Source organism: Olleya sp. AS48 (assembly GCF_038900355.1).
Classification (GTDB): domain Bacteria; phylum Bacteroidota; class Bacteroidia; order Flavobacteriales; family Flavobacteriaceae; genus Olleya.
This window is the reverse complement of record NZ_JBBMRD010000002.1, coordinates 20,891-44,453: the sequence shown is the minus strand read 5'-3', so window position 1 is coordinate 44,453 and position 23,563 is coordinate 20,891. Positions and strand designations below refer to the sequence as shown.

21 protein-coding genes are annotated in these 23,563 nt (G+C 32.8%); 16 read left to right on the top strand and 5 right to left on the bottom strand.

The genetic code is table 11. The features are described 5' to 3' along the window. Positions 1 to 25 precede the first annotated feature (25 nt). The 7 genes from WNY60_RS03295 (at position 26) to dnaG (ending at position 7,837) form a co-directional block, all read left to right on the top strand. The gene (locus tag WNY60_RS03295) at positions 26 to 1,075 is read left to right on the top strand and encodes a hypothetical protein (protein WP_342861514.1); all 1,050 of its coding nucleotides are present in this window, start codon (positions 26 to 28) and stop codon (positions 1,073 to 1,075) included. Between the two features lie 420 nt (positions 1,076 to 1,495). Continuing rightward, positions 1,496 to 2,893: an arginine decarboxylase gene (locus WNY60_RS03290; RefSeq protein ID WP_145006304.1), complete on the top strand. Its 1,398-nt coding sequence runs from the start codon at positions 1,496 to 1,498 to the stop codon at positions 2,891 to 2,893. Beyond that, on the top strand, positions 2,883 to 3,821 hold the full coding sequence (speB, locus tag WNY60_RS03285; protein WP_099567962.1) for an agmatinase: 939 nt from the start codon (positions 2,883 to 2,885) through the stop codon (positions 3,819 to 3,821). The genes WNY60_RS03290 and speB overlap by 11 nt, the downstream gene beginning before the upstream one ends. After that, positions 3,811 to 4,785 carry a deoxyhypusine synthase family protein gene (locus WNY60_RS03280; protein ID WP_099567961.1) on the top strand — a complete coding sequence of 325 codons (975 nt, stop codon included), beginning with the start codon at positions 3,811 to 3,813 and terminating at the stop codon, positions 4,783 to 4,785. Before speB ends, WNY60_RS03280 begins: the two co-directional genes overlap by 11 nt. A gap of 13 nt (positions 4,786 to 4,798) precedes the next feature. Continuing rightward, a complete protein-coding gene (locus tag WNY60_RS03275) occupies positions 4,799 to 5,122 on the top strand; it encodes a hypothetical protein (protein WP_145006307.1) in 324 nt (107 codons plus the stop codon). Positions 5,123 to 5,305: 183 nt separating this feature from the next. Beyond that, positions 5,306 to 5,641 carry a hypothetical protein gene (locus WNY60_RS03270; protein ID WP_145006310.1) on the top strand — a complete coding sequence of 112 codons (336 nt, stop codon included), beginning with the start codon at positions 5,306 to 5,308 and terminating at the stop codon, positions 5,639 to 5,641. Positions 5,642 to 5,881: 240 nt separating this feature from the next. Further along, the gene (gene dnaG / locus WNY60_RS03265; protein WP_339809145.1) at positions 5,882 to 7,837 is read left to right on the top strand and encodes a DNA primase; all 1,956 of its coding nucleotides are present in this window, start codon (positions 5,882 to 5,884) and stop codon (positions 7,835 to 7,837) included. On the opposite strand, the gene WNY60_RS03260 is transcribed toward dnaG, so the two are convergent. Together WNY60_RS03260 and nadE are read right to left on the bottom strand one after the other, a co-directional pair. After that, on the bottom strand, positions 7,832 to 8,455 hold the full coding sequence (locus tag WNY60_RS03260; RefSeq protein ID WP_145006316.1) for a response regulator transcription factor: 624 nt from the start codon (positions 8,453 to 8,455) through the stop codon (positions 7,832 to 7,834). The genes dnaG and WNY60_RS03260 overlap by 6 nt on opposite strands. 102 nt (positions 8,456 to 8,557) lie before the next feature. Further along, on the bottom strand, positions 8,558 to 9,346 hold the full coding sequence (gene nadE / locus WNY60_RS03255) for an NAD(+) synthase (RefSeq protein ID WP_339809146.1): 789 nt from the start codon (positions 9,344 to 9,346) through the stop codon (positions 8,558 to 8,560). A gap of 91 nt (positions 9,347 to 9,437) precedes the next feature. On the opposite strand from nadE, the gene gldB reads away from it, so the two are divergent. Together gldB and gldC are read left to right on the top strand one after the other, a co-directional pair. Beyond that, positions 9,438 to 10,400, top strand: a complete 963-nt coding sequence (gene gldB / locus WNY60_RS03250) for a gliding motility lipoprotein GldB (RefSeq protein WP_342861512.1) — start codon at positions 9,438 to 9,440, stop codon at positions 10,398 to 10,400. Continuing rightward, positions 10,400 to 10,732 (top strand): gliding motility protein GldC, encoded by a 333-nt coding sequence (gene gldC / locus WNY60_RS03245; RefSeq protein WP_090841916.1) that lies wholly within the window; start codon positions 10,400 to 10,402, stop codon positions 10,730 to 10,732. Before gldB ends, gldC begins: the two co-directional genes overlap by 1 nt. 85 nt (positions 10,733 to 10,817) lie before the next feature. Here gldC and pruA read toward each other — a convergent pair whose 3' ends face one another. The 3 genes from pruA to WNY60_RS03230 all read right to left on the bottom strand — a co-directional run bounded on the left by pruA (position 10,818) and on the right by WNY60_RS03230 (position 14,315). Continuing rightward, entirely contained in the window at positions 10,818 to 12,446 is a 1,629-nt protein-coding gene (gene pruA, locus WNY60_RS03240; RefSeq protein WP_292947142.1) for an L-glutamate gamma-semialdehyde dehydrogenase, read from the bottom strand. Positions 12,447 to 12,589: 143 nt separating this feature from the next. Next, a complete protein-coding gene (apaG, locus tag WNY60_RS03235; protein ID WP_145006328.1) occupies positions 12,590 to 12,976 on the bottom strand; it encodes a Co2+/Mg2+ efflux protein ApaG in 387 nt (128 codons plus the stop codon). Between the two features lie 88 nt (positions 12,977 to 13,064). Further along, entirely contained in the window at positions 13,065 to 14,315 is a 1,251-nt protein-coding gene (locus tag WNY60_RS03230) for a type IX secretion system plug protein domain-containing protein (RefSeq protein ID WP_342861511.1), read from the bottom strand. Between the two features lie 157 nt (positions 14,316 to 14,472). Here WNY60_RS03230 and WNY60_RS03225 point away from each other — a divergent pair, with 157 nt between their 5' ends. The 7 genes from WNY60_RS03225 to WNY60_RS03195 all read left to right on the top strand — a co-directional run bounded on the left by WNY60_RS03225 (position 14,473) and on the right by WNY60_RS03195 (position 23,518). Further along, complete coding sequence (locus WNY60_RS03225) at positions 14,473 to 15,828, top strand: Na(+)-translocating NADH-quinone reductase subunit A (protein WP_339809150.1); 1,356 nt, start codon at positions 14,473 to 14,475, stop codon at positions 15,826 to 15,828. Further along, on the top strand, positions 15,828 to 17,042 hold the full coding sequence (locus WNY60_RS03220; RefSeq protein WP_292947154.1) for an NADH:ubiquinone reductase (Na(+)-transporting) subunit B: 1,215 nt from the start codon (positions 15,828 to 15,830) through the stop codon (positions 17,040 to 17,042). Before WNY60_RS03225 ends, WNY60_RS03220 begins: the two co-directional genes overlap by 1 nt. 2 nt (positions 17,043 to 17,044) lie before the next feature. Next, positions 17,045 to 17,806 carry a Na(+)-translocating NADH-quinone reductase subunit C gene (locus WNY60_RS03215; RefSeq protein WP_339809151.1) on the top strand — a complete coding sequence of 254 codons (762 nt, stop codon included), beginning with the start codon at positions 17,045 to 17,047 and terminating at the stop codon, positions 17,804 to 17,806. Positions 17,807 to 17,808: 2 nt separating this feature from the next. Beyond that, complete coding sequence (locus WNY60_RS03210) at positions 17,809 to 18,453, top strand: NADH:ubiquinone reductase (Na(+)-transporting) subunit D (RefSeq protein WP_339809152.1); 645 nt, start codon at positions 17,809 to 17,811, stop codon at positions 18,451 to 18,453. A gap of 4 nt (positions 18,454 to 18,457) precedes the next feature. Next, a complete protein-coding gene (nqrE, locus tag WNY60_RS03205; protein ID WP_342861689.1) occupies positions 18,458 to 19,174 on the top strand; it encodes an NADH:ubiquinone reductase (Na(+)-transporting) subunit E in 717 nt (238 codons plus the stop codon). Position 19,175: 1 nt separating this feature from the next. Then, positions 19,176 to 20,489 (top strand): NADH:ubiquinone reductase (Na(+)-transporting) subunit F, encoded by a 1,314-nt coding sequence (nqrF, locus tag WNY60_RS03200; protein WP_342861509.1) that lies wholly within the window; start codon positions 19,176 to 19,178, stop codon positions 20,487 to 20,489. Positions 20,490 to 20,647: 158 nt separating this feature from the next. Next, a complete protein-coding gene (locus tag WNY60_RS03195; protein WP_342861508.1) occupies positions 20,648 to 23,518 on the top strand; it encodes a T9SS type A sorting domain-containing protein in 2,871 nt (956 codons plus the stop codon). The last annotated feature ends 45 nt before the right edge of the window (positions 23,519 to 23,563 follow it).

Genomic DNA, 23,563 nt, shown 5'->3' with positions numbered 1-23,563 from the left:
TTAATCATTAAAAAAACGAACAATTATGCAAACCATTACTAAACACTTAGTTTATCTAATTATTTTATTTACTGTCAGCCAAATTAGCGCACAAGTAAATGACACAATTCCTAAAATTGAAACCTTGAAAAAAGCGATTATTGCAGGAGAGCGTGATGCTTTAAAAGTTGAAATTGATGCAATTAACGATAGATTGGAAGCGGATGAGATTACTTTTGATGAAGCAGAAAGCTTAAAAAAAGAAGTCGCAGAAAAAAGAGCTTTAAATATTGAAAACAGAGTCGCAATTGCTGTTAATAGATTAGAGTTTTTAGATCGCAACAAGAAGCTGCAAGATGATGATGAAAACGTTAATGTTTTTTCTATTAAAATTGGAGCATCAGATAAAGAGTTAATCGGAGTTACAGCAAATCGTACACCTCCAAAACAAGACATACGCACAGGTAATCAATTACTATTTGCAATGGGTTTTAATAACGCAATTATTGATGGTGTTAGCTTAAGTGACTCGCCATATAAATTAGGTGGTTCTGGCTTTGTAGAATTAGGATGGCTTTGGAATACGCGAGTCTTTAAAGAGTCTAATTTTTTAAGATTAAAATATGGGCTTTCAGTACAATGGAATAAACTAGATATAAAAAACGATATGTACTTTGTGCAAGAAGGTAATCAAACCACATTACAACGTTTTGATGGCGATTTAAAACGTGCTAAGTTTAGAACAACCAGTCTTGTTGTTCCTGTGCATTTTGAATTTGGACCTTGGGATAAAAAAGTGTACGAAGATGGTAGAGTCCGTTATAATAATTACGATAAATTTAAAATAGGTTTAGGTGGATACGTTGGTGTTAATGGAAAAGCAGTACAAAAGCTAAATTACAAATCCGATGGAGAGCGTGTAGAAGAAACCATTAGAAGAGGCTATAATACAAATACATTTACCTATGGTGTAAGTGCGTATGTAGGTTTTGGGGATTTAAGTTTGTATGCTAAATATGATTTGGCACCAATATTTAAAAACCAAATAGTGGATCAAAACAACTTATCTTTAGGTGTTAGAGTAGATTTAGATTAAACAAACAGTATTTATTTTAAAAAGCGTCTTTTTTTATTGTTAAAAAAGACGCTTTTTAGCGTTAAAAGGGTTGTAAATACTGATGTTACCAAATCTTTAAAAAAATATTATTTTTTTCAAAAAAAAGTTTTTAATTAAAAAAAAAGTATTTCATTTGCATCATATTAGCTGAACACCTTGAACTCTGTTTCTATGTTCGGGCTTTTGGAAATTAGGAAGTCATATTCAAAAGCAGCTTACAGATTAAGTGACCGAATTTTAAAGCTAACTTCCGCTTTCACTACAATATTTGCTAGCCAGCATCAGTTTGGCTTCATGCCTACTTGTGAGCTAAAAATTCAGATTTGATAGAATTATTTTGACATAACAGCATAATAAAAATATTATGTTTTATCTTTAAAGTAATTTCTAAACAAAATAATGAATACAAAATACATAGACTTAATAAGTCAAACCTTTGATTTTCCTCAACCAGAATTTAAACTAGAGGAAAAAACCCTACAATTTCACGACATCAATTTAATGGAGTTAGTAGAAGAGTATGGTGCACCATTAAAATTTACGTACCTACCACAAATCTCTAATAACATACAACGCGCTAAATCATGGTTTAGTGATGCTATTAAAAAGTATGATTATAAAGGGAGTTATAACTATTGTTATTGTACAAAAAGCTCGCACTTTAAACACGTTTTAAATGAAGCTTTAAAAAATGATATACATATAGAGACCTCTTCGGCTTTTGATATTGACATTGTTGAAAATTTAAAAAAAGAAGGTAAAATAACAAATAAAACATTTGTAATAAGTAACGGTTTTAAACGTGACCAATACGTTACAAATATTGCTAGATTAATTAATGGTGGTCAGGAAAACTGTATTCCGATTATTGATAATTATGAAGAGATAGAATTGTTGTCAGAACAAATCGAAGGTAACTTTAAAGTTGGTATTAGAATAGCATCTGAAGAAGAACCTAAATTTGAGTTTTACACTTCTAGATTAGGTATTGGATATAAAAACATTGTACCTTTTTTCAAAAATCAAATAAAAGATAATCCTAAGATTGAGCTTAAAATGCTTCACTTTTTTATCAATACAGGGATTAGAGATAATGCCTATTATTGGAATGAATTATTAAAGTGTTTAAAAGTATACACAAGCTTAAAAAAGATTTGTCCAAGTTTAGATAGTTTAAATATTGGAGGAGGTTTTCCAATTAAAAACTCTTTAGCATTTGATTTTGATTACGAGTATATGATTGATGAAATTATTAATCAAATTCAACAAACTTGTGAAGACGAAGAAGTAGACGTACCAAACATATTTACAGAGTTTGGAAGTTTTACAGTAGGAGAAAGTGGAGGCGCAATTTACGAGATATTATACCAAAAGCAACAAAACGATCGTGAAAAGTGGAACATGATTAACTCTTCTTTTATTACAACATTACCAGATACTTGGGCAATAAATAAACGTTTTATAATGTTAGCCATAAACCGCTGGAATGACTCTTATGAGCGTGTTTTATTAGGCGGATTAACATGTGATAGTGACGATTATTACAATAGTGAGCAGCACATGAATGCCATCTATTTACCAAAATACAATAAAGACAAACCATTATATATAGGCTTTTTTAATACAGGAGCCTATCAAGAAACTATAGGTGGTTTTGGAGGATTACAACATTGTTTGATTCCATCACCAAAACATATTTTAATAGACAAAGACGAAGATGGTAACATCACCAAAACATTATTTTCAGAACAACAAAAAAGTGAAGACTTACTTAAAATTTTAGGCTATGCAAAGTAAAACTTATGCTGGTATTCCAGAAGAATTAGCAAAATTAGAACAAGCAAAAATTGTCTTAATTCCAGTTCCTTATGATGGGACTAGTACATGGCAAAAAGGAGCAGATAAAGGCCCAGAAGCTTTTTTAAATGCTTCAGAGAATATGGAACTTTATGATATCGAAACAGATACCGAAGTTTATCAACAAGGTGTCTTTTTAGCAGATCCTGTTTCAGAAAATAGCTCGCCAGAAGCTATGGTTGAGGCAGTACATCAAGCAACAAAAAAGTATATTAAAAAAAATAAATTTGTAACTATTTTTGGTGGAGAACACTCAGTATCTATAGGTACTATTCGTGCCTTTAACGAGATGTTTCCTAGCTTAACTGTGTTACAATTAGATGCACATGCAGATTTACGTAAAGAGTATGAAGGCTCTAAATGTAATCACGCTTGTGCAGTTTATGAAGCTAGTCAAACCACTAATTTAATTCAAGTTGGAATTAGATCTATGGATGCTATTGAAAAAACAGTTATGGACGAAGAAAAAACATACTTCGCACACGAGATGGCTGTTGATGATACATGGATGGATAGTGCAATTGATCAAATGACGGACAACGTATTTATTACTATAGATTTAGACGCGTTTGACCCATCAATTATGCCAAGTACTGGTACACCAGAACCAGGTGGTTTATTATGGTATGAGACCTTAGAGTTTTTAAAACAAGTATTTGAAGAAAAAAATGTGGTAGGTTTTGATATAGTAGAGTTATGTCCAAACACAATTGACAAATCATCAGACTTTTTAGCAGCAAAATTATACTATAAAATGCTAAGCTATAAGTTTATGGATCAAGGCGTAGAGGACGAGTATGACAATACTTACGACAGTAACAAACAAAAAAATAATAGTTCAAAATTTAACGAAGACGATGAGTACTAAAGGACCAATATCACAATTTATTCAACACCATTATTTACACTTTAATGCAGCAGCTTTAGTTGATGCAGCAAAAGGGTATGAAACGCAATTGGATAATGGAGCTAAAATGTTAGTGTCATTAGCAGGAGCTATGAGTACTGCAGAACTTGGTAAAAGTTTTGCAGAAATGATTAGACAAGACAAAGTGCATATTATTTCTTGTACAGGAGCAAATCTTGAAGAAGATATAATGAATTTAGTTGCACATTCACATTACAAGCGTGTACCTAACTATCGTGATTTAACACCTCAAGAAGAATGGGACTTGTTAGAAAAAGGACTTAACCGTGTTACGGATACTTGTATTCCAGAACACGAAGCATTTAGACGCTTACAACACCATATAGAAAAAATATGGAAAGATGCAGAAGCAAAAGGTGAGCGTTATTTACCGCATGAATATATGTACAAAATGTTATTATCAGGCGTTTTAGAGGAGTATTATGAGATTGATTTAAAAGACTCTTGGATGTATGCTGCAGCAGAAAAAAACTTACCAATAGTATGTCCAGGTTGGGAAGACAGTACAATGGGTAATATTTTTGCTAGTTATGTATTAAAAGGAGAACTTAAAGCAAGCACAATGAAATCTGGTATTGAGTACATGACCTTTCTTGCAGACTGGTACACAGACAACTCTCAAAAAGGAATCGGATTTTTCCAAATAGGTGGAGGTATTGCAGGAGATTTTCCAATATGTGTGGTACCAATGTTATACCAAGATATGGAGCGTACAGAGACACCTTTTTGGAGTTATTTTTGTCAAATTAGCGACTCAACTACAAGTTATGGATCGTATTCTGGAGCAGTTCCAAACGAGAAAATTACTTGGGGTAAATTAGATATTGATACACCAAAATTTATTGTTGAAAGTGACGCAACAATTGTTGCACCACTTATCTTTGCATATATATTAGGACTATAATTGCTATAAAAAAATGAAAAAGCCAGACAATTTAAAACGCGTCATTGTTGATTTTAAAAAGCTAACACCAGAAATTTTAAAGCTGTTAGTGGATAAATACCCAGAAGGATACGATGAAGATCATATTATCGAATTTAGAAACGCTAAAAACGAATTAATTGAAGCTGTAGAAGTAACTACAGAAGACACTAAATATCTAGTTAAGGTTAGCACTAAATTGGTAAAAACAATGGAAAACTACGATGAGGATGACTACGAGGATTTTGAAGATGATGATCCAGAAGCAGTACAAGACCCTCAATTAGAAGAAAGTGAAGAGCAAGATCACGATTTTTAAAAAAAAATAAAATTTAAACTAAAAAAAATAGTTTCATAATCTAAACAGATAGTACTAAACGTATTTAAAGTAAAACCACGTGTTATTGTTTTTAAGGAAAACAATACTAAAAGCAGATTCGGACTTGAGGTGGCTAAAATCCGAAACCCATTAACACAATATCAACTTTAATATAGTATTAAAATGAAAACAAAAATTTTAGTTTTAACAATTGCTTTTTTAAGCCTAACTTTAAGTTCTTTTACAATTTCAAAAAATCAAGTAGTATCTGGAGTTTATGATGGTGTAGAGGATACTAATTACGTATTTACAATCACTAAAGGTGATAAGACAGAAAAAATGGAATTTAACTATCTTTCAGAAGATGTTTTTGAAAACTTTGATCTTGATTCTGATGAGTTAATCGGAACAAGCTTTACTATCACTTACGAGAAAGAAAAAGAAATGATTGTAAATGATGAAGGTGATGACGAAGAAGTAGAGTATTTAACTATAACTAAGTTAAGCGTTAATGACTAGAAATAGTTGTTTTACTTAAAATAAAATGAAAAACCGGAATATATTCCGGTTTTTTTTTGCCTTAAAACTAATTATATGTTTCCTAATGCTATTTAGGTTTAAAGGTTAAAAAAATTAGTATTATCAACGCAGTTTCAAACTTATTTAATTCTAAAAACGTCAAAACTTAAAAGTTTCTGAATTGAAAAACGTCTTATTTTGTATTACTTTTACATTCTAAAAATTCAATAAAATTTAATCTTGATTACAAAATCTACCATAGACCAAGTATATGAAACAGCCAGACTGGAAGAGGTTATCGGTGATTTTGTTCAGCTAAAAAAAGCCGGAAGTAATTTTAAAGGATTAAGTCCTTTTTCAGAAGAACGTTCTCCAAGTTTTGTGGTGTCGCCAGTTAAGCAAATTTGGAAAGATTTTTCAAGTGGAAAAGGAGGAAACGTCGTTGCTTTTTTAATGGAGCATGAACATTTTACCTATCCTGAAGCTATTAAATATTTAGCTAAAAAGTATAATATTGAAATAGAAGAAACAGAGCAGTCTAACGAGCAAAAACAAGCACAAGATAAACGTGAGAGCCTATATTTAGTTAGTGAGTTTGCTAGTAGTTATTTTCAAAATACACTACATAATACAGATCAAGGTAAAGCAATAGGATTAAGTTATTTTAAGGAGCGAGGCTTTACAACAGAAACTATCAAAAAGTTTGAACTTGGTTACAGTTTAGATCAATGGAGTGCTTTTACAGATGCAGCCTTAAAAAAAGGATATAATTTAGAGTTTTTAGAAGCTACAGGTTTAACTATAGTAAAGGAGACTAAGCAGTTTGACCGTTTTAAAGGACGTGTTTTGTTTCCTATACAAAGTATGAGTGGTCGTGTTTTAGGATTTGGTGGTCGTATTTTAACTAATGATAAAAAAGCTGCTAAATATTTAAACAGTCCAGAAAGCGACTTGTATCATAAAAGTAAAGTCTTATATGGTATTTATCATGCTAAACAATCCATTGCAAAGGAGGATAATTGTTATTTAGTAGAAGGTTATACAGATGTAATCCAATTTCATCAAACAGGAATTAAAAATGTAGTTTCTAGTTCTGGTACAGCCTTAACTAGTGACCAAATTAGATTAATTAACCGTTTAACAAAAAACATTACTGTTTTGTTTGATGGTGATGCTGCAGGTATGAGAGCCTCTTTAAGAGGTATAGATTTAATCCTAGAGCAAGGTATGAATGTCAAGGTTTGTACGTTTCCAGAAGGAGAGGATCCAGATAGCTTTGCAAAATCAAATACATTAGAGGAGCTAACAGCCTATTTAGATCAAAATGCTAAGGATTTTATCCAGTTTAAAGCTTCGGTTTTATATGAAAGTGCTAAAAACGATCCAATTAAAAAGGCCGAAACCATTAGAGATATTGTAAATAGTATTGCTAAAATTCCGGATAGAATTAAAACAGAAATTTATATCCAAGAGTGCGCAAGGATAATGGATATAAGTGAAGAGGTTTTATTTTCTACTCTAGCTCAAATGACTAATAAAGAGCAAAATGAGGCAGCGAAACAACCTCAAAACCCGCAAGCTTTTGAAGTTATTAAAAGTCAACCAGCAGTTAAAAAGGTTGATGTGCAATATACCTTAGAGCGAAAAATTATTGAGATACTACTACTTTACGGAAACAGAAAAGAAGATTTTGAAGACTTAGTTTTAAAAGAAGCAGACAATGGTCAGTTAGAGTTAGAACCAGTTGTTCAAGAAGCTAAAGTGTTTGAAAAAATATACTTAGACTTACAAGAAGACGAAATGGAATTTTTAAACCCACAGTTTAAAGATATTTATTTTGCAATAATTGAAGCTTTAAATCAAAATCCTGAATTTAAAATAGAAAGCATTATTAACACAATAGATCCTATTTTAGCCTCTGAAATCACATCTATTTTAATGGAGGATGAGCGTTATGCGTTATCCGATTGGCATCGTAATAATATTTTTCCAAAAACAAAAATAGACTCTGTTGCGCAATTAGTTAGCGAGACTATTTTGACTTTACGTTGCTTTTTAATTGATCAAAAAGTATTACAGTTTCAAAAAGAAACATTAGAAGATAGAAACACTATAAACCGAGAAATCCTTGAAGAAGTCAAGGATTACTCAGGTTTAAAAATGTTGTTGTCAAGAAAGCTAAATAGAGCTTTATAAATCTAAACTTTTTGCTTGGTTTACTAAATCAATTAAGTTAGTTACATTAAGCTTTTTCATTAGCCTAGCACGATAGGTACTAACCGTTTTTTCGTTAATCTGTAATTCCTCAGCAATTTCTTTGTTACGTCTACCGTTAGATAAAAGCTTTAAAACTTCAACCTCTCTTGTAGATAGTTTTTTGTAGTAATTACTTTTTCCACTGTTTTTGTCCAATGCAATTTTTCTAGATAAATTTGGGCTTATATAAAGTCCGCCCAAATACACTTTCATTATAGCATCTTTTAAAGTTAGTAAGTCAGTGGATTTGTTAACATAGCCATCTGCTCCAGCTTTAATAGCACTTACAGCATAAACTTCTTCTTGCTGTGCGCTGTAAATAATAACTTTTACTTCTGGGTTTTCTTTTTTAATGCGACGTAATACACTTATACCGTTAAGTTTAGGTAAGTCAATTTCGCAAATTAAGATGTCTGTTGTGTACTGTTTTAGTGCGTCAAAAATAGCTTCGCCATCTGCAACCGATGCGACAAATTTTATGTCTCTAGAGTTAGCAAATACCAATTCTAATCCTTTAGTTACTATAGGATGATTATCCGCAACCATTAGTTTAACCATGGTCAATTAGTTTTTTAGGGCCTTTTTAATTAAAAAAAGACTTGAGTTATAGAAATAATAATAGCGTCGTAAAGGTATATAAAATTATAGGATTAAAGACTATTAGATTAAATCTTTAGGGATATTACAGACAGGAATTGCAACCATTTTGTGTAAGTTGTTGGTATTGTATCGTTTAAATATTTTAAAGACTTCTAATTCTCTTCCTTCAAAGTCAGATATAGTTTTCCCTTCATCTTTCATTTTCATAGCCCATTCTAATTCTGGGTAAGATGCACCAATTTGGTCTTCGTCACTTCGTGCATCTCCAAACAAACCATCACTAGGTGCAGCTTTAATTATGGATTTTGGTACATTTAAAAATTCACCTAACTTATACACTTCACTTTTCATTAAATCTGCAATAGGACTTAAATCTACTCCGCCATCACCATACTTTGTGTAAAACCCAACACCAAAATCTTCTACTTTATTACCAGTACCAGCAACTAATAAACCTAGTAAACCAGCATGATAATATAATGTCGTCATACGTAATCTAGCACGTGTATTGGCAAGAGCCATATCCACCACTTCTTTTTTACCTTCTAGGGATACTTCTGTTTTAAACTCTTCAAAAACAGGTGTTAGGTCAGATATAATCCCTTCCACATTGGGATAGCGTTTTTTTAATTGCTCAATATGTTCTTGACCTCTAGAGACGTGACTGGCAGCCTGATGTATAGGCATTTCTACGCAAAGCACCTTTAAACCAGTTTGCGCACAAAGGGTAGAGGTTACAGCACTGTCAATTCCGCCAGAAATACCTACAACAAAACCATTTACTTTTGCGTTATTAGCATATGTTTTTAACCAATCTACAATATGTTTTACAACTTTTTCTGTTTGCATAATCAAAGAATTTAAAGCAAAGTATAGTACCTTTGCCTAACAAAAATAAAGTAATCCCTTTAGTAATAAAAATTAAGAGACCTTAAGTTTTATGAGAGTATTCATTTTAATAATATCATTGTTTTTTACATTGTTTTCTTGTCAAGATGATAATAAAGAAGCAGCCAAAATAGCTAAGATTGATATAAATCTTGCTGTAGAGCGTTTTGATATCGCTTTCGCGGAAGCTAAGCCAGAAGATTTACCGCAATTAAAAATGGCTTATCCATTCATGTTTCCTAAACAGTTTGACGACCAATTTTGGATACAAAAAATGAATGATACTTTGCAAAATCAATTAAGCGAAGAGACTATTAAAATATTTCCAGACTTAAAAACAGAAACGCAGGAAATTAAGCAATTGTTTAAACACTTAAAGTATTATTTTCCAAATTTTAAGACGCCTAGAGTTATCACATCCACCTCTGATGTTGATTACCGCAACAAGGTAATTGTAACAGATACTATTGCTATTTTAGAGTTAGATACCTTTTTAGGATCAGATCATTTTTTTTATCAAGGCTTACAAACTTATATCTCTGCTAACATGACTGCGGATAAGATAGTCGTAGACTTGGCAAATGCTTATGCAGAGAAGATGGTGCTAAACTCTAAACGTACAAACTTGTTAGAAGAGATGATCTATTCAGGGAAGCTTTTGTATATAAAGGATAAGATTATACCATTTAAAACTGATGCTCAAAAAATAGGTTACACACAATTGCAATTAGATTGGGTATATGCTAATCAAGAGCAAATTTGGCAGTACTTTATTGACAAAGAGTTATTGTACAGTACAGACTCTAAATTACCTAATCGTTTTATTAATCCAGCACCTTTCTCAAAATTTTATTTAGCAGAAATAGATAATGAGTCACCAGGTAAAGTAGGACAATTTGTTGGCTGGCAAATTGTAAAAGCCTATATGGATAATAACTCTGTTACATTAACAGAGTTGCTTAATACTCCAGCACAAATCGTATTTAATAAATCTAAATATAAACCAAGACAGTAATGGCTAAAATAACATCAGAAATAACTTTAAAAGTTGAGTTAGACGAAAACAGAGTGCCTGAAAAATTAAATTGGACAGCACAAGATGGAGGTATTAAAAATGCTGAGGCTAAAGCAATGATGCTATCCGTTTGGGATAATGTAGCTCAGGAATCTTTAAGAATTGACTTATGGACTAAGGATATGCCAGTGGATGAAATGAAAGTGTTTTTTCATCAAACATTAGTAGCCATGAGTGATACTTTTAATAGGGCAACTCAGGACGAAAAAATGACTGCTACAATGAAGGATTTTTGTGATTACTTTGCAGAAAAATTAGAGCTTAAAAAGTAAATTTATTTTTACTAAAGTGAATAGAACAAAAAAACGCGAACCATTTGGTTCGCGTTTTTTTATGTGTGATAGTATACCTAAAGTACTATTCTCCTAAAAAAGGATATCTGTAATCTACAGGAGTTACAAAAGTCTCTTTAATCATTCTTGGAGATACCCAACGTAATAAGTTTAATGCGCTACCAGCTTTGTCATTTGTTCCAGATGCTCTTGCACCTCCAAATGGTTGTTGTCCAACGACAGCACCTGTTGGTTTATCATTAATATAGAAGTTTCCAGCACAGTTTTGTAACGCTTTAGTTGCTTGTACAACTGCGTATCTGTCTTGTGCTAAAATTGCTCCAGTTAACGCATACTCGCTTGTTTGATCAACTAATGTTAATGTTTCAGTAAATTTATCGTCATCATAGACATAAATTGTCATTACTGGACCAAATAACTCTTCACGCATTGTAGTATAGTTAGGGTCTTCAGTAACAATAACTGTAGGCTCGATAAAGTAACCTTTAGTTTTGTCGTGGTTTCCTCCAACAATAATTTCTACATTACTATCTGCTTTAGCTTGATCTATATATTTAGCTAACTTATCAAAAGATCCTTCATGGATTACAGCAGTAACAAAATTGCTTAAATCTTCTGGAGATCCCATTTTAAATGAGTTAACATCTTCAATTACATAACCTTTAACCTCGTTCCAAATACTTTTAGAAACATAAGCTCTAGAGGCTGCACTACATTTTTGTCCTTGAAACTCAAAAGCACCTCTTACAATTGCAGTAGCTACTTGTTTTGGATGTGCAGTTTTATGTGCAACTATAAAATCTTTTCCTCCTGTTTCTCCAACAATTTTAGGATACGTTTTGTAGTTGTGTATATTGTTACCTATTTGTTTCCATAACTCTTTAAATACATAAGTAGAACCTGTAAAGTGTAAACCAGAGAAATCTGGACTAGCTAAAACGGTATCTGTAATCATGACTGGGTCACCAAATACAACGTTAATTACACCTGCAGGTACACCTGCTTCTTTAAATACATCCATGATTACTTTAGCAGAATATATTTGAGAATCACTTGGCTTCCATACAACAACGTTACCCATTAATGCCATACAAGCAGGTAAGTTTCCAGCAATTGCAGTAAAGTTAAAAGGTGTTACAGCATATACGAAGCCTTCAAGAGGTCTGTATTCTAGACGGTTCCAGGCATCGCTTGTGCTTTCTGGTTGATCATGATAAATCTCTGTCATGTACTGTACGTTAAAACGTAAAAAGTCAATTAGCTCACAAGCAGCATCGATTTCTGCTTGGTGTACAGTTTTTGATTGTGCTATCATTGTAGCAGCGTTAATCTTTGCTCTGTAAGGACCTGCGATTAATTCGGCTGCTTTTAAAAAGATACCAGCTCTATGTTCCCAAGGTGTGTCTGCCCAAGCTGTTCTAGCTTCTAAAGCAGTTGATATTGCTTGGTCAATATGTTTTTTTTCCGCAATAGCGTGTGTTCCAACAACATGTTTATGGTCATGTGGAGGAGACATTGTATGTGTTTTTTCTGTTGTAACATCTTGTCCATTAATGTACATAGGTACATCAATTTTGCTGTTAAACATTGTTTTATAAGCGTCTAAAACTGCTGCTCTTTCTGGAGAGCCAGGAGCGTAACTTTTTACAGGTTCATTCACCGCAATTGGTACATTGAAAAATCCTTTTCCCATGATAAGTGTTGTGTTTTTAGTTTAAAAATAATACTACAAAGTTACAATTTTTTGTTGGGTTATTACGGTTAGTAAAACCGTAAATTATTTGTAGTTAAAGGAAGAATGGTTCTTTTATCTAGAAAGAATAAGAGTATGTAGTTTTAGTTAAGTGCAAATGGAGCGCTTAGTTTAAAAGTAGGAATGATAACTTCAAAGTTTTTGGCAGTTGAGTAATTTATCATACTGTAAAAACCTTTCATGGCTCCAAATGGAGAGGTAAGTAAGCAGCCAGAAGAGTAGGTGTGACTCTCACCAGGTTGTAATACTGGTTTTTGTCCAATAACGCCTTCTCCTGCTACAATCTCAATATTATTTAGGGCATCCAAAATAGTCCAATGCCTAGCATTAAGCTGGACAACATCCTTACTTTGGTTTTCAATGGTTACGTCATATCCAAAAGCAAAGTTAATTTTATAGTTTTTATAAAACGTGCCTTCAAATTTAGTGTCTACGGATATTTTTATCCCTTTTGTAACTTGTTGTACCATGTTAGTATGTAGTTGCTTATTGTAAAAATAAGAAAATTATATATTTATTTGGTCGATATAATGGGATAAAACTTACTTTTAATGAGTGTTAATTGGTAATCCCAACCGAATTAGCTTCGCCTAAACCAATAATTTTGTCATATCTAGCTCCTAATTCTTTGTAATACACTAAAACTTTATAATTGTTCTCTGTTTGCCAAAAGCTGCCTCCAATAGTGTGTTCGTCTATGTTGCCACTTTTGTCGACAATTGCATATTTATAATTATAAAAACCTTGCTTTAATTTTATAGCAATACTGTAAACACCTTCTTCTTCATAATGTTCAAGTTTAGTTTGTGGTTCAATATCATAATTATTAAAATTTCCATAAACATGAATGGATTGACCTTTTTCAATAGTTGGATATTGTAAAGAAAAATGTACCCAAGCATAATCTGCTTCGGTTTCTGGTTTGTCCGAGTTTAAAGCTGTTATAAAAAAGTTTCCGTTTATATCTGGATTGTAGGTGTATTCTAGGTCAGCGCGAGAGGTGTTGGTGTATAAATAGGTTTGATATAGATCTTCTAAGCTAATATATTGTACACCATTATTTGCTGCTCGTATTTCTTTGTTTTCAAAACTTAAAAACTCATTGCCTCCAAAAAAGCTAGAGGCTTCATTGTATCTGTAGCTTAACTCGTTACCTAAAATGTATTGAGGTTTTAAATCCGTAATAGCTGTTTTTAAATTGTTATTTTGAATTATTACTGTTTTTACAGTCTCGGTAGGATTTACAAATTGTAATTGACCCGAACTTATTGTGATGTCTACAGATTGCTTTTGTTCGATTGTTGAAACGTCACGAGAGCGTCTAATTTGTAGGCCAACATTAGCTTGTTGTTGGTATACCATAAATTTTCGGCTAAAAATAATATCATCATAATCATCATAAATAGTGATAATATAGTTTCCGGTAAGTTTGATGCTTTTTGTAAATTGGTTTGGAATGCTAACTTTATAATGAGAAAAAGTTTGTAAAGTGTTAAAAGAGTTTTCGTATTCTCTAATACGTTGTTCATCAAAACCATCTAAATATTCTGACTCAACTAATATGGAAGGAGTCCAATCAAAATTATAGTGCTTAATCTCGTAATAATAATCATCTTCATTACCATTTAATACGTCAAATTCTAAAAGTAAAGGTTGTCCAAGTGGAATGATTGGTAATTGACTTTCTGATGTTCCTCCATTAAAATAGATTGACTTTACATAATCAGGCGGTATTATTTCTTTAACTTGAGCAAAGCTTATAGTAGTGATTAAAAAAGTTAAAAAAATATGTTTAATGTTGTTAAGCATTTGTAAGCAGTTTTATATAACAAAGATAAACAAAATCTATGCCTAAAAGTTTTTTTTTAAATAGTCAATTAATTATCTATTTATTATTAAATTTGCACGGATTTTTAAGCCTATAAAAATCACAATCAGTATAACTATTAACCAATAGATTTATAATATGTCAAACGACATTAAGATTAAAAAAGGTCTGGATATTAAATTAGTCGGAGCAGCCGAAAAGGTTACCGAAAACGCTATTGTTAGCAATTATTATTCAATTAGACCTGAAGATTTTCATCAAGTTACACCAAAATTAATGGCTAAAGAAGGCGATAAAGTAAAGGCAGGTCAACCTGTTTTTTACGATAAGTCTAATGAAGCTGTAAAATTTGTATCTCCTGTTTCAGGACAGATTATTGAGGTAGCTCGTGGTGAAAAAAGAAAAATACTTTCAGTAAAAATTCAAGCAGACAAGGAACAAGAGTTTCAGGATTATGGTAAGCTAGATTTAAATTCAGCTAATGCTGAAGCTATTAAATCACGTTTATTAGAGTCAGGATGTTGGGCTTTTGTAAAACAACGTCCATATGATGTTATTGCAAATCCTGCAAACATGCCTAAAGCTATATTTATATCAGCTTACGCAAGTGCACCTTTAGTCGCAGATTTAGATTACGTCCTACAAGGGAAGGAGGCTGAGCTGCAAGCTGCTGTTACTGCTTTAAGTAAATTAACTAATGGTAAAGTACATGTAAGTGTTGCAAAAAATGGTAATTCGCCATTAGCAGGACTTTCAGATATAACTTTGCATAAGGTGTCTGGTCCGCATCCATCAGGAAATGTTGGAACTCAGATTAACAAAATAGATCCCGTTAATAAAGGTGAGGTTGTTTGGACGGTTAATGCTCAGGACCTTGTTATAATTGGTGAATTATTGTTAACAGGACGTTTTAATGCAGAACGTATTGTTGCTTTAGTAGGTTCTTCAGTTAAAAAACCACGTTATTTCAAAACTAAATTAGGAAGCGAAATCGCAACTATGGTTTATGACAATGGTGTGGATAAAAACGGTAACGATCGTATCATTTCTGGAAATGTATTAACAGGAAAACAAGTTAAACCAGATGGGAATTTAGATTATTATAGTAATACAATTTCTGTAATCCCTGAAGGTGATGATTATGAGTTTTTTGGATGGAATAAACCAGTTTTTAATAAAGTTTCTACTTCTAGAGCTTTAACTTTTTCATGGTTAACACCAAATAAAAAGTTTGACTTAAATACTAATACTAACGGAGAGCATAGAGCTTTTGTTATTACTGGTAGTTATGAAGAAGTATTTCCTTTAGACATCTTTCCAATGCAAATATTAAAAGCTTGTATGTACAAAGATTTAGACGAAATGGAAGCTTTAGGTATGTATGAAGTAGCACCAGAAGATTTTGCTTTAACAGAATTTGTATGTGTGTCAAAACAACCACACCAAAAGATAATTAGAGAAGGTTTAGACTTAATGCTTAAAGAAATAGGATAATGGGCTTAAAAAGTAATTTACATAATTTAAAAGAAAAGTATAAAGGGACCAAGATGGCTCCTGCGTTTAACGCAATTCATACTTTTTTATACTTGCCAAATGAAACCACTCATGGTGGAACGCACATTAAGGCAGCAGATGATTTAAAACGTACAATGAATATTGTAATCATGGCATTAATACCATGTTTGATATTTGGTATTTTTAATGCAGGTTACCAACATTATGCAGCTATTGACGCAGCAGCAGGTATAACTAGAGAAGCGTCATTATTTGCAAACTTTATCACTTGGGATAACTTTGTAGTTGGAGCTTGGACAGTATTACCATTGGTAATTGTATCTTATGGAGTTGGTCTTATTGTAGAATTTATTTTTGCAGTAATTAAAGGTCACGAAGTAGAAGAAGGTTACTTAGTAACAGGTATGTTAGTGCCATTAATAGTGCCAGTTGATATTCCATTATGGATGTTATCTGTAGCAGTAATTTTTGGTGTAGTCATAGGTAAAGAAGTTTTTGGAGGGACAGGAATGAATATCCTAAACCCAGCATTAACCATTCGTGCTTTCTTGTTTTTTGCATATCCAACATGGATGTCAGGAGATAAAGTTTGGGTACATGAAGCGGTTGAGCGTGCAGGAACTGCAGATGCAATATCAGGAGAAACATTACTTGGTGCTTATGCACAAAATAGTAGTCTTGCAGGTATTGATTATATGGATATGTTTTTTGGATTTATTCCAGGATCAGTTGGAGAAACTTCTAAGTTATTAATTATCATTGGAGCTCTATTTTTAATCTTTACTAAGGTTGGAAGTTGGAGAATTATTGTCTCTACTTTAATAGGAGCTTTAACAATGGGGTTAATATTTAACGGAGTTGTTTCTGCTGAGTGGATTGGAGAATCTAGTAAATTTTACGGATTAATGAATGTACCGTTCTGGCAACATTTAATTATTGGTAGTATTTTATTTGGTGCTGTTTATATGGCAACGGATCCAGTAACTGCCTCTCAAACAAATAAAGGTAAATGGATTTATGGATTTTTAATTGGTTTCATTTCAATAATGATCCGTGTATTTAATCCAGCGTATCCAGAAGGTGTTTTCTTAGCTATTCTATTAATGAATGTCTTTGCACCTACTATTGACCATTACGTAATACAAGGAAACGTAAAACGCAGAATGAAACGTTTAAAAGTTAAAACAGCATAATCATGGCAATGAACACAGACAAGAATTCATATACCGTAATATTTGCAATTGTAATGGTACTAGTTGTAGGGTCTTTATTGGCTTTTACAGCAGCAACATTAAAACCAAATATTGCTGAAAACAGAAGAATGGAAAGGCAACAGAATATTCTGTATGCTATGGGAGTTAATGGTAATGAAGGTGATGGAGATATCACTTTTGTATCTACAGATAAAGTTGCAGCAGATTTTTCAAAATATATTACTAAGCAATTAGTTATTGAAAATGGTGTAGCTAAGGAAGATAATGAAGCTTATTTAATAGATATCAAAAAAGAACAAGCTAAAGCTAAAACAGGAGGAACAAGACGTTTGCCTTTATTTGTTGGTGAAAAGGATGGTAAAACATTCTACATTGCACCAATTAGAGGAAAAGGACTTTGGGATGCTATTTGGGGTTATGTTGCTTTAGACGAAAACATGGTTGTTCAGGGTACATTTTTTGACCACGCAGGTGAAACACCAGGTTTAGGAGCAAACATAAAGCAACGTTACTTCATGGATGATTTTTATGGTGAAAAATTACTAACTGATGCAGGTGTCTTTAAAGGGATTACTGTAGCTAAAGGTAATAATGATCCTAAAAACGAAATTAAAGATGATTACGAAGTTGATGCATTAGCAGGAGCAACTATCACAGGTGATGGTGTAACAGCAATGATTAAAAAAGATTTAAGATTATATCAACCTTACTTCGAGAACTTAAAAAAACTAGCTAGCAATTAATTATGGGACTACTTTCAAAAAAAGACGCAAAGTTAATAACAGATCCTTTAGCAGATAATAATCCAATTACAATCCAAGTATTAGGTATATGTTCTGCTTTAGCTATTACCGCAGAGTTAAAAGCGTCGTTGGTAATGGGTATTGCTGTAATGTTTGTATTAGGAATAGGAAACGTCGTTATCTCTTTAATGAGAAACATCATACCTTCTAAAATCAGAATTATTGTACAACTTATTGTAGTTGCTGCATTAGTAATTATTGTAGATCAAGTATTAAAAGCTTTTGCTTACGAGCTAAGTAAAACACTTTCAGTATTTGTGGGATTAATTATTACTAACTGTATTATTATGGGACGTTTTGAAGCATTTGCTTTAGCAAACAAACCTTGGAGATCCTTCCTTGACGGAATTGGTAACTCTTTAGGTTATGCAGTCATCTTAATAATTGTTGGTTTTTTTAGAGAACTTTTAGGGTCTGGTACACTTTTCGGAATACCAGTATTAGGAGATCCAATCGAAAAAACAGGAGTATATTCAATAGGATATGAAAACAACGGATTTATGTTAATGCCTCCTATGGCATTAATAATTGTTGGACTTATCATTTGGGTACAACGTAGTAGAAATAAAGCATTAATCGAAGACTAAAAATATTATGGAACATTTAGAATTATTTTTCAAGTCGATTTTTATAGACAACATGGTATTTGCAGTATTCTTAGGGATGTGCTCTTACCTAGCAGTATCTAAAAAAGTAGCAACAGCTGTAGGTTTAGGTGCAGCAGTAATATTTGTATTAGCTATTACAGTACCATTAAACTGGTTACTAGATCAATATATTTTGCAACCAGGAGCTTTATCTTGGTTAGGATCAGAATATGCTGATTATGATTTAAGTTTCTTATCATTTATTATGTTTATCGCTACCATTGCAACAATGGTACAATTAGTAGAGATAGTGGTAGAAAAGTTTTCGCCATCATTATATAACTCTTTAGGTATTTTCCTACCACTTATCGCAGTAAACTGTGCGATATTAGGAGGATCATTATTTATGCAGTCAAGAGAAATCGAAACTTTAGGTTTAGCATTTAATTATGGTATATCTTCAGGTATTGGATGGTTTTTAGCTATTCTTGCAATTGCAGCAATTAGAGAAAAGATTAGATACAGTAATGTACCTGCACCATTAAGAGGATTAGGAATCACATTTATCATTACAGGATTAATGGGAATTGGTTTCTTGAGTTTTGGAGGTATGTTAACTGGAGGAGATGAAGAAGCACCTAAAAAAGAAAAGACAGTTAAAGTAGATACTAAAACTGTTGAGTCAAAAGATTTAGCTAACAATACTAAAATAGTAGAGTAACATGATTTTAGCAGCAGGAACATTAGGGACAGTATTAGCAACCGTAGCAGCATTTTTACTAATTACATTAGTATTAGTAAGTTTACTGTTGTTTGTTAAACAAAAATTATCGCCATCTGGTCCAGTAAAGATTTTAATAAATGGCGAACGCGAAATAGAAGTATCTTCAGGAGGTACTTTACTATCAACATTAGGAAACAATAAAATTTTCTTACCATCAGCTTGTGGTGGTGGTGGAACTTGTATTCAATGTGAATGTCACGTTTTATCTGGTGGAGGTGAAGCTTTGCCTACAGAAACACCTCACTTCTCAAGAAAAGAACTAGCACATGGTGCACGTCTATCTTGTCAAGTAAAGGTTAAACAAGACATGGAAATTACCATTCCAGAAGAAGTATTTGGGATTAAAAAATGGGAAGCAACTGTTGTATCTAACTACAACGTAGCGACTTTTATTAAAGAGTTTGTAGTGGAGATCCCTGAGGATATGAACTACAAAGCAGGTGGATATATTCAAATTGAAATTCCAAATTGTACAGTTAATTATTCAGACATGGATATCACTGCACATCCAGAAGATCACCCAGGAGAGCCAGATAAGTTTGAAGCAGATTGGGATAAATTTGGTTTAAGACCGTTAGTGATGAAAAATGACGAGTTAGTTGAAAGAGCTTACTCTATGGCTTCTTACCCTGCCGAAGGAAGAAAAATTATGCTTAATGTACGTGTTGGAACACCTCCTTTTGATCGTGCTAAAGGTGGCTGGATGGATGTAAATCCAGGAGTAGCATCGTCTTATATCTTTAACCAAAAAGTTGGAGATAAAGTAACAATTTCTGGACCTTACGGTGAATTCTTTATCAACGAGTCTGAAGCAGAAATGCTTTATGTAGGAGGTGGAGCTGGTATGGCACCAATGCGTTCTCATTTATATGAATTATTTAGAACTATCAAAACTGGTCGTAAAGTAACGTATTGGTATGGTGGACGTTCTAAAGCAGAATTATTCTACATTCACTATTTTAGAGCTTTAGAAAAAGATTTCCCGAACTTCAAATTCTTTATTGCTTTATCAGACCCAACGGAAGCTGATAATTGGAAATTGAAATCAGATATTAATGATGAGTCAGGTGATGGATTTGTTGGATTTATTCACCAAGTGGTAATAGACCAATATTTATCTAAGCATGATGCTCCGGAAGATATAGAGTTATATTTCTGTGGACCACCATTAATGAATCAAGCAGTACAAAAAATGGGAGAAGATTTTGGTATCGATGATGAAAACATCAGATTTGATGATTTTGGAGGCTAAAATGCTCAACTTCTAGTTATTATATTATAAAGCCAGAACTTAACAGTTCTGGCTTTTTTTTGGTATACCAAAATAGTGTGTTAAAGTTTCGTATTTTTTTTATTATGTTCCGTAAATTCGGCAAAAAGTAACATTTTAACGTTTATTAAAACATCAATATGAATAAAATTACACTTAAAGGTTTATTTTCCTTTTTATTTTTGAGTGCTAGTGTTTCCGCAGTAGCGCAAATTCAAAGTAGTAATTCTAGTTTAAATTCAAACCTTCAAATTAATGGAGGTCCTTTTGAATTAACAGAAGCTACTAAACAGTCTATCGAAGTCACTGGTTATGCTAAATGTTTAACTGATGAAAACGAACTTTTACTTCAACAAAAATATCCAAATAGAGCAAATGATGCTCAATTTGAAGAATGGTTAGCGCCAAAGTTGTCTCAAATTCAAGCAGACAGAGCAAGTGGTAGAAGCCAGCAAGTAGTATATAATATACCTGTAATTATCCACGTTGTTCACGATGGTGATGCTTTGGGTACAGGAGAAAATATTACAGATGCACAAGCGTTATCTCAAATTCAGGTAATGAATGAGGATTATAGAAGATTAGCAGGTACACCAGGAGGTGTAAATAGTACTGGAGCAGCTGTTGATGTTGAGATAAATTTTTGTATTGCGCAACAAGATGAAAGTGGTAATCCAACAACAGGAGTAGTTAGACACGTAATAACACCATACAGTAATAACCAAACGCCATCTAATACTGGAGATTGGGAAATTAGATCTGATGTGGAAACTATGAAAACAAATACACAGTGGGACCCAACAATGTATTTAAATATGTGGACTATACGACCAGGCGGAAATGCTTTGGATGATAATGTTAATCCTGGTTTAGGAGGTTTGTTAGGATACGCACAGTTTCCTAGTAATTCTGGTTTAATTGGATTGAGTGCAAGTGGAGGAGCAGCTAACACAGATGGTGTAGTTGCAGCTTTTGACTCAATGGGTACATTAGCTGAAGATGATGGTACATTTATGCTTAACCCAACGTATAATTTAGGTAGAACAATGACGCATGAAGTTGGGCACTGGTTAGGTTTACGTCATATTTGGGGAGATAATTCTAACTGTGTTGGAGGTAGTTCAGCAGGAGATTTTTGTGCAGATACACCAGATTCTAATCAACCTAATTACTCTTGTGTAACAGTGGATAATTGTGTTAGTGATGGTTTAGGAAATGACCAAGTACAAAACTATATGGATTATACACCAGATGCCTGTATGGATACTTTTACACAAAATCAAAAAGATAGAATTGTTGCTGTTATGCAGTCTAGTCCTAGACGTATGGAATTAAATGCATCTAATGTATGTAATCCTTCTCAACCAACTATTAGTTTTACTACAACAGCACCAACGTCAACATTAGAAGGTAGCGATTGTGATTTTGTAGATTATAATTTTGATTTAAATATATCTGAAGGTGGTGATGCTACAGCTACTGCTACATTAGTTGCTACAGGTACAGCAGTTGAAGGCGAAGATTTTGAATTAGTAAACAACTCGGTTGTTTTTGCAACAGGAGCAACTACTGCAACAGGAAGTAATGTAATTACTTTAAGAGTTTATAATGATAGTTTTGTAGAAGCTGATGAAACAGTTATACTTAATTTAAACGTTACTACTACAGGAAGTACATTGGCTTCTGCAGCGACTCATCAATTAACAATTTTAAATGATGATGCAGCAGCAGCATTAACAACTACGGTTAATGTGTATACTAATAATTTTGATGATGGTACTGGTTTATCAGTATATGATAGAGATGGTGATGGTAACGCATGGTATGCAGGTGTTGGTGGCTTAGATGGTTTTGGAGATATTGTTGGAGATACTGCTCTTTCTGAGTCTAATGGAACACTTTTAGGTACAGGAACTGGTGGATATACTCCAGACCAATATTTAGTGTCTGCAGCATTTACTATTCCAGCTAGTGCAACTGATGTTGCTGTATCTTATGTTGTTGGATCTTATAATACAAGTGGTGTCTATCAAGAACATTACTCTGTGTATTATACTACTATTAGTGCTCCAACAGCATATGCTGATTTAGAGGAGTTTGTATTAGAAAATGACAGAATAGTTCCAGCTACAGGAACAGAGATTAGAACACATGATTTAACACCTTATGCAGGGACGACAGGACAAATTGTAATCAGACACCATAACACACCTGGTGATGGTTTATTATTATTTGATACATTAAGTGTAGATGCTACCACAGGAACTTCTATCCAAACAGTAGAGAATTCTGCAACTTTAGATCAGTTAAGCTTATCAACTTCAGGAACAGTAACATCTAGTGATGCTGTAAGTTCTGATTTAATGTTGGATATTACTAATAATGGAATTGAAGATTTTGGCTGTTTAGATGTATTTGTATCTAGAGCTGGTAATAGTGCACAAAGTTATAATGGTAATACTACACCAAACTTTTTTGCAGATAAAACGTTTACTATTACACCAACAAATGTTTTAACAAGTACTGATGCAGTAATCGTGTTTTACTTTACTAGTGCAGAAATAGCTGGATGGGAAGCTGCTACAGGACAGACAACATCATCTTTAAGTATTATTAGAGAGCATGGAACAGAAGTAGAAGTTGTACCAGCAGCAGTAACAGCTTTTGGATCAGAATTTATTGTGTCTGGAACATTTACAACAGGAATTGATGGAACATTCTATTTTGGTGTACCTCAAGCTAGTTTATCTACTGCGGAGTTTGCTTTTGATCAATTTAGTGTTTATCCAAACCCAACTTCTGGAGCGATTACTTTATCAATAAGTACTAGTGAAGATGTAACGCTTACAGTTTATGATATTAGAGGACGTCAGATATTAAACGACAAGTATACTAACACAGGATCTTTATTTAATAAGACAGTAAATTTAAATGCTAAAGCAACAGGAATTTATATTCTTAAAGTTGAAGCAGGTAATAAATCTGTATTTAAAAAGATTATTGTAAAATAATTTTAAGATAATTTTAGATAAAAGCCCAATACGAAAGTATTGGGC

What these genes read in the sequence shown, in the direction of transcription:
- WNY60_RS03295 (WP_342861514.1), top strand. Translation starts at nt 26, where the DNA reads ATGCAAACCATTACTAAACACTTAGTTTATCTAATTATTTTATTTACT.
- WNY60_RS03290 (WP_145006304.1), top strand. Translation starts at nt 1,496, where the DNA reads ATGAATACAAAATACATAGACTTAATAAGTCAAACCTTTGATTTTCCT.
- speB (WP_099567962.1), top strand. Translation starts at nt 2,883, where the DNA reads ATGCAAAGTAAAACTTATGCTGGTATTCCAGAAGAATTAGCAAAATTA.
- WNY60_RS03280 (WP_099567961.1), top strand. Translation starts at nt 3,811, where the DNA reads ATGAGTACTAAAGGACCAATATCACAATTTATTCAACACCATTATTTA.
- WNY60_RS03275 (WP_145006307.1), top strand. Translation starts at nt 4,799, where the DNA reads ATGAAAAAGCCAGACAATTTAAAACGCGTCATTGTTGATTTTAAAAAG.
- WNY60_RS03270 (WP_145006310.1), top strand. Translation starts at nt 5,306, where the DNA reads ATGAAAACAAAAATTTTAGTTTTAACAATTGCTTTTTTAAGCCTAACT.
- WNY60_RS03260 (WP_145006316.1), bottom strand. Translation starts at nt 8,455, where the DNA reads ATGGTTAAACTAATGGTTGCGGATAATCATCCTATAGTAACTAAAGGA.
- nadE (WP_339809146.1), bottom strand. Translation starts at nt 9,346, where the DNA reads ATGCAAACAGAAAAAGTTGTAAAACATATTGTAGATTGGTTAAAAACA.
- gldB (WP_342861512.1), top strand. Translation starts at nt 9,438, where the DNA reads ATGAGAGTATTCATTTTAATAATATCATTGTTTTTTACATTGTTTTCT.
- gldC (WP_090841916.1), top strand. Translation starts at nt 10,400, where the DNA reads ATGGCTAAAATAACATCAGAAATAACTTTAAAAGTTGAGTTAGACGAA.
- pruA (WP_292947142.1), bottom strand. Translation starts at nt 12,446, where the DNA reads ATGGGAAAAGGATTTTTCAATGTACCAATTGCGGTGAATGAACCTGTA.
- apaG (WP_145006328.1), bottom strand. Translation starts at nt 12,976, where the DNA reads ATGGTACAACAAGTTACAAAAGGGATAAAAATATCCGTAGACACTAAA.
- WNY60_RS03230 (WP_342861511.1), bottom strand. Translation starts at nt 14,315, where the DNA reads ATGCTTAACAACATTAAACATATTTTTTTAACTTTTTTAATCACTACT.
- WNY60_RS03225 (WP_339809150.1), top strand. Translation starts at nt 14,473, where the DNA reads ATGTCAAACGACATTAAGATTAAAAAAGGTCTGGATATTAAATTAGTC.
- WNY60_RS03220 (WP_292947154.1), top strand. Translation starts at nt 15,828, where the DNA reads ATGGGCTTAAAAAGTAATTTACATAATTTAAAAGAAAAGTATAAAGGG.
- WNY60_RS03215 (WP_339809151.1), top strand. Translation starts at nt 17,045, where the DNA reads ATGGCAATGAACACAGACAAGAATTCATATACCGTAATATTTGCAATT.
- WNY60_RS03210 (WP_339809152.1), top strand. Translation starts at nt 17,809, where the DNA reads ATGGGACTACTTTCAAAAAAAGACGCAAAGTTAATAACAGATCCTTTA.
- nqrF (WP_342861509.1), top strand. Translation starts at nt 19,176, where the DNA reads ATGATTTTAGCAGCAGGAACATTAGGGACAGTATTAGCAACCGTAGCA.
- WNY60_RS03195 (WP_342861508.1), top strand. Translation starts at nt 20,648, where the DNA reads ATGAATAAAATTACACTTAAAGGTTTATTTTCCTTTTTATTTTTGAGT.